Genomic DNA, 12,393 nt, shown 5'->3' with positions numbered 1-12,393 from the left:
CCCCTCTCAACCTCCTCCACAAGGGATCCCGTCAATCGGGCACTCTTCAGTTCCGGGTGTCGAACGGGTGATAGCCTCGACTTTCCGCTGTGTGCCTTCCGGGTCGGAGACCCAATCGCGGTAGAACCCGAACGGGCAATCGGCGACGCCGTTCGCGCTTTCGCCGGAATGGGTCGTCCCGGTGTACCCGCGGTGAAGCAGCTTATACAGATGGTTTTGGGACTGCATGTTCTTGCGCGCGTCGCGAATCGCGCTCACGGACAGTTCCGCGTATTGCACGCCCATCTCTTCCTCGCCGCACTCACCGAGTGTGCGGCCGTCGAAACCGACGATCGCCGAGTGGCCGAAGTACGAATACACACCGTCCCAGCCCGTCGCGTTCGCGACAGCCACATATGTGTTGTTCATCCACGCCATCGCCTTCGCCACAAGCACCTGCTGATCCTTGGCCGGATACATATATCCCTGACAACGCACCACCAACTCCGCACCGTTCATCGTGCAATCCCGCCAGATCTCCGGATAGTTGCCGTCATCGCAGATGATCAGACTGATCTTCAGCCCCTTCGGTCCCTCCGTCACGTAAGTGCGGTCGCCGGGGTACCAGCCTTCGATGGGTGTCCACGGCATAATCTTGCGATACTTCTGCACGATCTCCCCGCGATTGTCGATCAGCACCAGCGTGTTGTAAGGCACCTTGTTCGGATGATCTTCGTGCCGCTCACCCGTGAGCGAAAACACCCCCCACACATTCGCCTTGCGACATGCCGCCGAGAAAATATCCGTTTCTTCGCCCGGCACCATCGCTGCGGTGTCGAACATCTCCTGACGGTCGTACATGATCCCGTGCGTCGAGTACTCGGGAAAGATCACGAGATCCATACCGGGCAACCCCTGCTTCATGCCGACGACCATGTCGGCGATCTTGCGCGCGTTCTCCAATACCTCCGCCTTCGTATGCAAACGCGGCATCTTGTAGTTGACGACCGCAACACCCACCCCGTCGCGGCTACTCGAAATATCTCCATGTCGCATTAGTCGCTACTCCTTCAAAACTCGCGGTCCCGACGCACGGCCCGGAGACCCCGGGCCGTACCGAACCCTTCCAAGAAAATCAATGGCTGATCATCCAGGGCCGTCCCGTCGGCCGCTTCAGCCCGCCCGTTGCCGTGGACGTCTGCCCACTCGCCCCCGCGAGCGACACCTTGCCGCCGGCGCAGCAACTGCACCCCGGTCGATGGCGCGACGACGGCCCGTCGCCCGAATGTCGCGGTGCATGGGCAGCCCGCTCGTTCGTGGCGTGCGCGGCCCGACTCGCACCTCCCATCAACGCAAGCGATGGCGCCGTCATCACGCGCGTGCCCTCACCCCCGCAATCCGGGCAATGGCACGGCGTGTCGCGATCCGCCATGCGCCGCATGACAGCGAACGGTCCGCACGCCGCACATTCGAAGTCATAAATCGGCATCTCCGCCTCCTGTTGTCCTATTTCGTGAGTGATGCTCGTGGCGCACACCGCGTCAGCTCTTCACCAGATCCGGCGAACACGGCATGTCGACGCTACCGGTCACGTGACGAATCGGTCCGTCGGCATTCGGACGGATGTCGAAGTCGAAGATCTGCGTGGGCAACCACAGCGTCGCACACGCATTCGGAATGTCGACCACGCCGCTGATATGCCCCTGCACCGGCGCACAACCGAGCAACGAGTACGCCTGTGCTCCCGAGTAACCGAACTTCTTCAGATACTCGATGGCGTTCAGGCAGGCCTGACGATAGGCGACCCCGACATCCAGATAGTGCTGCCCGCCCTGCTCGTCGACCGAAATACCCTCGAAGATCAGATAGTCGTTGTATGCCGGCGTAATGGGACTCGGTTGGAACACCGGATTGCGAATGCCGTACTTTTCCATGCCGCCTTTGATCACGTTGACACGCATGTGCACCCACCCCGCCATCTCGATGGCGCCGCAGAACGTGATCTCGCCGTCCCCCTGGCTGAAGTGAAGGTCGCCCACAGACAGCCCCGCGCCATCGACGTACACCGGGAAGAAGACCTTCGAGCCGCGCGAAAGATCCTTGATGTCGCAGTTCCCACCATGCTCGCGCGGCGGCACCGTGCGCGCACCTTCGGCGGCCGCCTTGTTGCGCGCGTCGCCCGTCAGCTTGCCCATGTGCGCCGTCGCGGCGAACGGCGGGTTGGCAAGCGGCGGCACGCGGTCCGGCTCCGTCGCGATCAGTCCGACCTCGCGCTCATTCCATGTCTGAAGCAATTTTGGATCCGGCAGACAGCCGATCAATCCCGGGTGAATCAGTCCGGCGAAATTCACGCCCGGAATATGCCGCGAGCTCGTGTAAAGCCCGTGGAAATCCCAGATCGACTTCTGCGCGTGCGGAAAATGATCGGTCAGAAAGCCACCGCCGTTCGTCTTCGAGAAGAAGCCGTTGAAGCCCCACTGACTGTCCTGCTTCGCGCCGATGTCGAGCAGATCGACGACCAGCAAATCGCCGGGCTGCGCGCCATGCACGCCCACCGGCCCCGACAGGAAATGCACGATCGACAGGTCGATATCGCGAACATCGTCGGCGCTGTCGTTATTTTTGATGAAGCCGCCGGTCCAGTCGTACGTCTCAAGAATGAAGTCGTCGCCGGGATTCACCCAGCACGCCATCGGAATATCCGGATGCCAACGGTTGTGCACCTGCTCGTTTTCGTACGCGGATTGGTTCAGGTCGACCTTGATGAGAGTTTCGGCCATTGCATTCGCTCCTGGTTTCAAATGCCGGCGCTAGGCACCGGCGATCAATGACGCCACGCGGCGTCGGATTACACGGAGAGGTATTCGCGTATGCGCCCGGCATCGCCAGCGTCGCGCGTGCTCTGATGAACGAAGCGCCCGCCCTCGATAACGAACAATCGGTCCGCCACGTCCATCGCGAAACTCAGCACCTGCTCGGAAACGACGACGGCGATGTTGCGCGTCGCACGAATGTGATTGAGCGCCCGGGCAATGTCCTTGATGACGGACGGCTGAATCCCCTCGGTCGGCTCGTCGAGCAGCAGTACCTTGGGATTGGTCGCGAGCGCGCGCGCAATGGCAAGCTGTTGTTGCTGTCCGCCGGAGAGATTGCCGCCCTTGCGACGGCGCATGTCGAACAGCACGGGAAATAACGCGTAGAGATCGTCGGGCACGGACTGGCTCGCCGCATTCTCGAGCCCGGTCTGGATGTTCTCTTCGACGGTGAGCGATGCAAAGATCTGGCGACCCTGCGGAACGTAACCGATTCCCTTGGACACGCGCCGGAAGCTCTCTTCCCTCGACACGTCGACACCGCCCACACGAACGGTGCCGCGATTCGCGGGCAACATGCCGATCAACGACTTGAACAACGTTGTTTTGCCCATCCCGTTGCGGCCCATCACCGCAACGCTTTCGCCACTGGCGACAGAAAAGCCGATGCCGTGCAGCACCTCGCTCTGGCCATAGCTGACGACAAGATCATCGACTTCCAACATGATGTGTCCTCCGATCAGTGTCCGAGATAAACATCGATCACACGCGGGTCGGATTGCACTTTGGCCATCGGGCCCTCGGCGAGAATCTTTCCCTGGTGCATCACGGTGACCTTGTGCGCGATCCGCTCAACGAAAGCCATGTCGTGCTCGATGACGATCATCGAGCGGTTGCGACAGATTCGATCGAGCAGATCAGCCGTCAGTTCGCGCTCGCGCACGCTCATGCCGGCAATCGGCTCATCCAGCATCAAAAGTTCGGGATCCTGCATAAGAAGCATACCAATTTCCAGCCACTGCTTCTGTCCGTGCGACAGCAAACCGGCTTCGAGGTCGAGCGAGGCCGACAGACCGATCTCTTCGGCAACGGATCGGACACGGTCCGCAACCTCGCTATCCGTGCGGTAGAAAAGCGCGCCGAACACGCCGCGCCCACGCGGGAACGACACTTCGAGGTTTTGCGCGACGCTCAGGTTTTCGTAGATCGACGGCGTCTGAAACTTGCGGCCTATGCCCCTGTGCACGCGTCTGAACTCGGCCAGCCGCGTGATTTCCTCGTTGCGGAACTTGATGCTGCCCGCCGTCTCCTTCGTCTTGCCGCAGATAAGATCAAGCAGCGTCGTCTTGCCGGCGCCGTTCGGACCGATCACGACGCGCAACTCACCACGCTCCAGATACAGATTCAGGGAATCGATGGCCTTGAATCCGTCGAATGAAACGCTGAGGTCTTCTATCGCCAGAAGAAAGTCGGTGTTGCTCATGCTTTTCGCTCCTTGTCTGTCGTGCTCCCGGCGCCGAGAAAACGGCGAATTCGCGGGCGCACATGCGCCTCGAAAAGACCCGCCAGACCGTTCGGGAAAGCCATCACCACGCCGATGAACATGGCCGCCATCAGATACAGCCAGAGATTGGGGAAGCTCTCGGAAAACCAGCTCTTGCCCAGATTGACGAGAATCGCGCCGTACACCGCGCCGACAAGCGACATACGTCCGCCAACCGCCGCATAAATCACCATCTCGATGGACGGCACGATGCCCACGAACGACGGCGACATGAAGCCGACCTGAAGCGTGAACATCGCGCCGCCGATCGCAGCGAGCAACGCGGCGAAGCAGAATGAGAACACCTTGAACATCGAGACGTCGTAGCCGGAGAACCGCACGCGGTCTTCCTTGTCTCGCATGGCCAGCAGCAGCGTACCGAGCTTGCCGCGCTGCACCCACCGGCATAGCAGCAACGCGGCGATCAGCAACACCGCGTTGACGAAGTAAAGAACGAGCTTCGCGTGGTCCGTGCGAATGTCCCAGCCGAGCAGCGTGCGCAGATCGGTGATGCCGTTCACCCCGCCGGTATATCCCTGTTGGCCGATGATGAGCACCGACAGAATCAGCGCCACGGCCTGCGTGATGATCGCGAAATACACACCGCCGACCCGCCGTTTGAACATCGCGTAGCCGATCACGAACGCAAGCGCCGTCGGCACGACGAGCACCGCGACAATCGAGAACGGCAGAGAGTGAAACGGCTTCCACATATCCGGCAGCGCGGTAACCTGATTCCAGTCCATGAAGTCCGGAATGCCCGGAGTGGTCTGTGTACTCGTGGCCGCGGCACTCGACGATTCGAGCTTGAGAAACATGGCCATCGCATAACCGCCAAGCCCGAAGAAGACGCCCTGCCCGAGACTGAGCACGCCGCCGTAACCCCATGCGATCACCAGTCCGAGGGCGACGAATGCATACGTCAGGTACTTGCCCATGAGGTTCAGGCGAAACGCGTCGAGCGCGAGCGGAAACACGACAACGATGAGCACGGCCAGAATCACGATGCCCGCGTAGCCTGAAGCGTCGAAGCGCGCCAGCATGGCGCGCCAGCCGACGGGCGGGACGGGGCCTCGGAGCGGAGGGAGACGCCGCCCGCCGAGGTTTGGATGGGTTCCATGTACATCTCTCCATACAGAGGAATCGGTCGACGACCGGGACACCGGCGCACCGGCGGATCACACGCGCCGGACTTTCGAGGCGAACAGGCCCTGCGGGCGCAACATCAGAATGACCACCACGGTGAGGAGCGTCACCACGCGGGCAATCGAGCCGGAAAGGAAAAACTCGCTGATCGACTGCATCTGTGCAATACCGAAGGCCGAGGCCACCGTACCGAGCAGGCTCGCCGCGCCGCCGAACGTCACCACCAGGAACGAATCGACGATATAGAGCGAGCCGCTGGTCGGCCCCGTGGACCCGATGGCCGTGAACGCCGCGCCGGCGACACCGGCGATGCCGCAGCCGATTGCGAATGTCATCCGGTCGGTGCGACGGGTATTGATGCCCGCCGCATTCGCCATCGGCCGGTTGGCGACGGTCGCACGCACACGCAGCCCCCATCGCGAGCGGTACAGCGCCAACAACAGCCCGCCCGTCATGACGAGCGCGAGCGCCATCACGAACATGCCGCTCACCGGAATGTCGAGACCCGGCGTCGGCTCCCACGACCCCATGAGCCAGTCGGGCAGCACCGGGCTGACTTCTTTCGGTCCGAACGTCGAACGGAACACTTGCTGCATGCCCAGACTCAGGCCCCAGGTGGCGAGCAACGTGTCGAGCGGACGCCGGTACAGATGTCGGATCAGCGCCCATTCCGCCAGCCATCCCGCCCCGAAGGCGAGCACGAAGGCGGCGACGATGGCGAAGAAGAAATACACCGGCGCGAATACCGGCCAGACGTTCTGGGTGACCCACGAGATCATGTAGACGGTATAGGCGCCGATAGTCATGAATTCGCCGTGCGCCATGTTGATGACGCCCATCTGCCCGAAAATCACGGCCAGTCCGAGCCCCATGAGCAGCAGAACACTGAATAGGCTCAGTCCCGCAAAGCCTTGCATCAGCGTGATATTGAGAATGTCGTTGGCGGACATCTGACGCTCCTTGCGCAACGACCGTCCGGTCGTCGCGCCTGTGCGGGTTGAGGAATTACATGTAGCCCTTCGGGAACGGATCCGGGTGGATCGGCTCCGGCGAACTCGCCACGACCTTGAACTGTCCGTCCGCCTGCCCTTGCCCGATCAGCGATCGGCTCCACAGGTGATGGTTCGGATCGACCTTCGCGTAGCCCTGGGGTGCGTTGGGCAGTTCAATGCCCGCCGAGGCAGCGACTACCTTGTTCACGTCGAAGCTGCCCGCGCGCTCACATGCGGTCTTCCAGATCCAGGGGCCGAGGTAGGCCGCCTGTGTCACGTCGCCGATCACCGATTTCGCACCGTAGCGGGCCTTGAATGCGGCGACGAACTTTTTGTTGTTGTCGTTATCCAGCGATTGGAAGTACTTCATCGACGAGTAGAAGCCCGCGAAGTTTTCGCCGCCAATGCCCTGCACTTCGTCTTCCGTCACGGAAAGGGTCAGCAGGAACTGCTTCTGGGGCGTGATGCCCGCCGCCCTGAGTTGCTTGTAGAACGCCACGTTCGAGCCGCCCACCACCGTCGCGAAAATGCAGTCGGGACGCGCGAGCTTGATCTTGTTCATCAGCGAATTGAACTCGGTCGTGCCGAGCGGGTAATACTCTTCGCCGACCACCTTGGCGTGAAGATGCTGCTCGATATGACGGCGCGCAATCTTGTTCGACGTGCGCGGCCAGATGTAGTCGGAACCGATCAGGAAGAACGTCTTGGCCTTCTTCGTGTTCGACGCCCAGTCGAGCGCCCAGAGAATCTGCTGCGTGGCTTCCTGACCGGTGTAGAAGACGTTCTTCGACTGCTCCAGGCCTTCATAGAACGTCGGGTAGTACAGCAAGCCGTTGTCCTTCTCGAACACCGGCAGCACCGCCTTGCGCGAGGCCGACGTCCAGCAACCGAAAACGGCCGCGACGTGGTCGTTCTCGAGCAGCTTCTTGGATTTCTCGGCGAAAGTCGGCCAGTCGGACGCACCGTCTTCCTGAATGATGTTGATCTTACGTCCGAGCACGCCGCCCATCGCATTGATCTGTTCGATGGCGAGACGCTCTGCCTGAATCGAGCCCGTCTCGGAGATCGCCATCGTGCCGGTTGCCGAGTGCAACTGGCCGACCGTGACCGTGGTGTCGGTCACGGCGAGACCGGTGGTGTTCACCTTGGCCGTCGGCGGAACCTGTGCGAACGACGTTCGCGGCAGGCCCAGCGCCATGAGCGGGGCCGCGGCCAGGCCGCTGAGCAGCCGCCTGCGCAACGGCGAAGCCATGCGCTCGTCATCTTCGAATCGATCGTCTGCGGACATCACGTTCTCCTGATCATAGGCCCTGTGCAAGAAGCACGGCGGGCGGGTTTCACGGGTTTGAACGCAATGTAGGGAGCCAATTTGACGATCGGAATACGTCGATTGACGTATTCCCCAGGTGGGGCGGTGGAATGTAATTTGCTTTGGGCTTTACACCCAACGTCTTTTGCACCAATCCGGATCGTCTTCACGTCTTCATGGCCAAGATGCACCAAAGTTCAGTCAGCGCGCCCAGCACTCAGCGCATCGTGAAGGTGCGGCGGGATTACAACGCCTGGGTCGGCGACGAAACGCTTGAAGACTATGCGCTGCGCTTCACCCCGCGCTCGTTTCGCCGCTGGTCGGAATTACGCGTCGCGACCACGGCAATCGGCGGCGTATCGTTTCTGGTGCTGGAGGCCATCGGCGGTAGCCTTGTCATCAATTACGGCTTCACCAACGCGCTCTGGGCCATTGCCGCCGTCTCGATCCTGATTTTCCTGACGAGCCTGCCGATCAGCTATTACGCGGCGCGCTACGGCGTGGACATGGATCTGCTCACGCGCGGCGCCGGCTTCGGTTACATAGGCTCGACGGTGACGTCGTTCCTTTACGCCATCTTCACATTCCTGTTCTTCGCACTCGAAGCGGCCATCATGGCGCTGGCGTTACAGCTCTATTTCCACATCTCGCTGGCGCTCGCATATGTCGTGAGTTCGCTCGTCGTGATTCCGCTGGTGATGTTCGGCATCACGCTCATCAACCGGCTGCAAAGCTGGACACAGCCGCTGTGGATCGTGCTGTTCGTGTTGCCTTACGCCGCAGTGCTGTGGCACCACCCCGGGATGATAAGAGAGTGGACCACGTTCGCGGGATTCGCCCCGCAGGGCCGAGCGTTCAGTCTCATTGCGTTCGGGCAGGCGTCGACGGTCGTGTTCGCGCTGATCGTGCAGATCGGCGAGCAGGTGGACTATCTGCGCTTCCTGCCGCCGCTGACGGCGCGCAACCGCAAGCGCTGGTGGCTCGCGCTACTGTCCGCCGGTCCGGGCTGGATCGTACCCGGTGCGCTGAAGATGCTCGGCGGCGCCTTCCTCGCATTTGTGGCGATCCAGAATGAAGTGGGGGTCGCGCAAGCCGCGCAGCCCACGCAGATGTATCTCGTCGCCTATCACATCCTCCTCGATCCGGCCGGGCTGGCCGGTTGGGCGCTGCCGGCCATGACGCTTTTCGTCATCGTCTCGCAACTCAAGATCAACGTGACGAACGCGTATGCGGGATCGCTGGCCTGGTCGAACTTCTTTGCACGTCTCACGCATAGTCATCCGGGGCGCGTGGTGTGGCTCGTGTTCAACGTGATGATCGCGCTGCTGCTCGTGGAGATCGGTGTCTTCGAGGTGATCGGCAAAGTGCTCTCGCTGTATGCAAATGTTGCCGTGGCCTGGATAGGCGCGCTGTGCGCCGATCTCGTCATCAACAAACCCTTGGGATACAGCCCGCGTCACATCGAGTTCAAACGCGCGCATCTCTATGATGTGAATCCCGTCGGGCTGGGCGCGATGTTGCTGGGCGTCGTGGCGGCCCTCACGGCTCGGGCCGGCGTCTTCGGCGAGCTTGGCGAGGCGATGTCGATGTTCCTCGCCTTCGGCGTGGCGTTCGTCTGCGCGCCGATCATTGCCATCGCGACACGCGGCAAGTACTACCTCGCGCGCAAGCCGCAATCGACCGGCGACGCCAGATCGCTGCGCTGCGCGATCTGCGAGCACGCATTCGAGCCGGAGGACACGGCCCACTGTCCGGCCTATGGCGGTACGATCTGCTCGCTTTGCTGCTCGCTGGACTCCCGTTGCCATGATCGCTGCAAGCCGCACGCGCGCTTCTCCGCGCAGGCCGACCGCGCATTACACTGCGTGTTTCCGCGCCTGCGGCTGGGGCCCGCGGCGTTGCGGCTCATTCGCTATGCGAGCCTCGTGCTGGCCATCCTTGCCGTGTTGGCCGGCGTTCTGTTTCTGATCTGGTCGCAGAGTGTGGCGTCGATCAGCCCGGCGGAAGTCGGGGTCATAGGAAGCAGCTTCCTCAAGATCTTCTTCTCGCTCGCCCTCGTGGGCTGCATCGCGGCATGGTGGTTCGTGCTGGAGCGCGAGAGCCGCCGCGTCACGGAAGAGGAATCGCAACGGCAGAACGAATTGCTGATGCAGGAAATCGAAGCGCACCAGAAGACCGACGAGGCACTTAAGCGCGCGAGCGCGGCCGCCGAGTCGGCGAATCAGGCCAAGAGCCGTTACGTATCGGGCCTCAGTCACGAACTGCGGACGCCGCTCAACAGCATCCTCGGCTATGCGCAGCTTCTGTTGCAGGCGAAGGAAGAGCTGTCCCCCACGCGCTACAACGCGGTTCGTACCATCCATCGCAGCGGCGAGCATCTGCTCGCGCTGGTCGACGGACTGCTGGACGTCGCGCGCATCGAGGCGGGCAAGCTGCAATTGAACATCACGAAAGTGTCGCTGACCGATTTCGTGTCTCACGTGTCGTCGATGATGAGTCCGTTGGCGATGGAAAAGGCGCTCGCCTTCGATGTCCAGGCCGTCGGTCGAATTCCGGGGACGGTGAAGTGCGATCAGAAGTACCTCGGGCAGATTCTCACCAACCTGATCGGCAACGCAATTCGCTTCACGTCTGTCGGGACGGTGACGCTGCGCGTGAGTCACGCGCTGGACACGCTGAAATTCGAGGTGATCGATACCGGACCCGGCATCGCGCCGGAGGAAATGGCGCGTCTCTTCCTGCCGTTCGAGCGTGGTGACGCCGCTCATGCGGACGATCATGGCGCGGGCCTCGGGCTGACGATCTGCCGATTGCTCACGCATGCGCTCGGCGGCAGTCTGGACGCGCACAGCGAGGTCGGACGCGGCACGCACTTCGTCGTGAAACTCTTCGCACCGGCAGTGAGCAGCGCACCCGATGTCTACACCGAGCTGGCGGGTATTCGCGGATACGCGGGTGCGCGCCGCACGATTCTGGTGGTGGACGATCTGGCCGATCAGCGGGGGATCGTCGTCCAACTGCTCACGCCGCTGGGCTTCGACGTGACCGAAGTCGCCAGCGGTCCCGACGCGTTGCGATGGCTCGGCACTCACACCGCCGACGCGATCATCATGGACATCTCCATGCCGTTGATGGACGGCTACGAAACCAGCCGCCTGATTCGTGAGAATCAGCTCTCGGCGGCGCCCGTCGTATTGCTCTCGGCCAACGCTTTCGCCGACGATCGCGAGCGTGCCGGCGCGTCCGGCTGCGCAGGCTATCTGGCCAAGCCGTTGCAGGTGAATCTGTTGCTCGACAAGCTCGCACAACTGCTTTCGCTGGAATGGATTGCGTCGGAACCGATGACGCCGCCCAGCCCGGCGCGGACGGAGCCATCGGCGGCGAGGTCCGACGCCATTCAGCTCGCGCTGCCCGAGGGGGTCCTTCAGCGTATCCGCGAGCATCTCGACGTCGGCTATGTGCAGGGGGTCGTCGAGCAACTCGACGAGGCGCGGCGCGTCCACCCGGCACTGTCCGCCCAGATCGATACGCTACGCGCACTTGCCGAACGCTTTGCGCTAAGGGAACTTGAAAATGAGCTTGTCCACCTGCCCCGCGCCACCGGTGCATGATGTGCCCACGGAGGCGAGCGACCCGCCGGAGTGGCTGGGTAACCGTCCCATCGTGCTGATCGTGGACGACACGCCCGACAATCTCGCCTTTCTCTCCGATACCCTGCAAGCGAACGGTTACACAGTGCTCGTCGCGTTAAGCGGCGAGGCGGCATTGAAGTGTCTGGCGCGGGTCACGCCGGACGTCGTGCTGCTCGACGCGATGATGCCCGCGATGGACGGCTTCGAGACCTGCACGCGGATCAAACAGGACCCACGTTACGAGCATCTTCCGGTCATCTTCATGACGTCGCTGACGGAAAGCGAGCATGTCGTGCGGGGCTTTCGCGTCGGGGGCATCGATTACGTGACGAAACCCGTGCGCCCGGAAGAGGTGTGCGCGCGCATTGGCGCGCATGTGGTGCGCTCGCGCGCGCAATCCTATGCACAGGCAGCGCTTTCGCTCGGCACGCGCGCGGCGCTTATCGTCTCGGAGGACGGCGCGATCTGCTGGCAGAGTCCTCAGGCGGCGCGGCAGATCGCGGCCTACGGGGCAACGCACGAGGACGTCGTCAAACCGCGTTTGCCCGCGCCGTTGCTGCACTGGTTCGTGGCCTGGCTTGCGCACGGCGCGCAGGCGAACGTCGTCCATGAATGCGTGCTCGAGAACGTTCGCCGTTCCGCCACGGCCGCCCCCGCCCCGAAGCCCGGCGAGTGGATCGTCACGCTCACGGAAGCCGACGACACCGCTTACTGTACGGCGCTTGCCCTGCGCTTCGGCCTGACCGCACGCGAAGCCGAAGTGCTCCTGTGGGTGTCGCGCGGCAAAGCCAATCGCGACATCGGGGACATCCTCGGCATGGCGCCCCGCACCGTCAACAAGCACCTCGAACACCTGTTCCGAAAGCTCCACGTGGAAACCCGCGCGAGCGCCGCCGCGCTGGTCATGAAAGTCCTCGATCGGCGGTGAGGTCGGCGTCAAGCAGCGAAGCTGATTGGCACGGCGTTCGCGCTGGGCTAC

At 62.4% G+C, this 12,393-nt stretch carries 9 protein-coding genes and 1 pseudogene; 2 read left to right on the top strand and 8 right to left on the bottom strand.

The genetic code is table 11. The annotated features are described in order from the left end of the window. Positions 1-6: 6 nt before the first annotated feature. The 8 genes and pseudogenes from DRB87_RS00740 to urtA all read right to left on the bottom strand — a co-directional run bounded on the left by DRB87_RS00740 (position 7) and on the right by urtA (position 7,761). Positions 7-1,035 (bottom strand): aliphatic amidase, encoded by a 1,029-nt coding sequence (locus DRB87_RS00740; protein ID WP_130024489.1) that lies wholly within the window; start codon positions 1,033-1,035, stop codon positions 7-9. A gap of 79 nt (positions 1,036-1,114) precedes the next feature. Beyond that, complete coding sequence (locus tag DRB87_RS00735; RefSeq protein ID WP_130024488.1) at positions 1,115-1,468, bottom strand: FmdB family zinc ribbon protein; 354 nt, start codon at positions 1,466-1,468, stop codon at positions 1,115-1,117. Positions 1,469-1,520: 52 nt separating this feature from the next. Beyond that, on the bottom strand, positions 1,521-2,759 hold the full coding sequence (gene fmdA / locus DRB87_RS00730; RefSeq protein ID WP_130024487.1) for a formamidase: 1,239 nt from the start codon (positions 2,757-2,759) through the stop codon (positions 1,521-1,523). 68 nt (positions 2,760-2,827) lie between these two features. Continuing rightward, positions 2,828-3,517: an urea ABC transporter ATP-binding subunit UrtE gene (gene urtE, locus DRB87_RS00725; protein ID WP_130024486.1), complete on the bottom strand. Its 690-nt coding sequence runs from the start codon at positions 3,515-3,517 to the stop codon at positions 2,828-2,830. 14 nt (positions 3,518-3,531) lie between these two features. Then, positions 3,532-4,275: an urea ABC transporter ATP-binding protein UrtD gene (gene urtD, locus DRB87_RS00720; RefSeq protein ID WP_130024485.1), complete on the bottom strand. Its 744-nt coding sequence runs from the start codon at positions 4,273-4,275 to the stop codon at positions 3,532-3,534. Continuing rightward, positions 4,272-5,455: pseudogene (gene urtC / locus DRB87_RS00715) on the bottom strand (urea ABC transporter permease subunit UrtC). Before urtC ends, urtD begins: the two are co-directional and overlap by 4 nt. 58 nt (positions 5,456-5,513) lie before the next feature. Further along, a complete protein-coding gene (gene urtB, locus DRB87_RS00710) occupies positions 5,514-6,431 on the bottom strand; it encodes an urea ABC transporter permease subunit UrtB (protein ID WP_130024484.1) in 918 nt (305 codons plus the stop codon). A gap of 55 nt (positions 6,432-6,486) precedes the next feature. Next, positions 6,487-7,761 carry an urea ABC transporter substrate-binding protein gene (gene urtA, locus DRB87_RS00705; protein ID WP_130024483.1) on the bottom strand — a complete coding sequence of 425 codons (1,275 nt, stop codon included), beginning with the start codon at positions 7,759-7,761 and terminating at the stop codon, positions 6,487-6,489. 206 nt (positions 7,762-7,967) lie between these two features. Here urtA and DRB87_RS00700 point away from each other — a divergent pair, with 206 nt between their 5' ends. Further along, a complete protein-coding gene (locus tag DRB87_RS00700) occupies positions 7,968-11,393 on the top strand; it encodes an ATP-binding protein (RefSeq protein ID WP_370364053.1) in 3,426 nt (1,141 codons plus the stop codon). Between the two features lie 49 nt (positions 11,394-11,442). Then, on the top strand, positions 11,443-12,342 hold the full coding sequence (locus DRB87_RS00695; protein ID WP_130027644.1) for a response regulator transcription factor: 900 nt from the start codon (positions 11,443-11,445) through the stop codon (positions 12,340-12,342). Positions 12,343-12,393: the final 51 nt, after the last annotated feature.

It is taken from the genome of Pandoraea sp. XY-2 (assembly GCF_004193915.1).
Taxonomy (GTDB): domain Bacteria; phylum Pseudomonadota; class Gammaproteobacteria; order Burkholderiales; family Burkholderiaceae; genus Pandoraea; species Pandoraea cepalis.
Note: the sequence above shows the minus strand (reverse complement) of the source record. Positions and strands in the feature narration are given on the sequence as shown.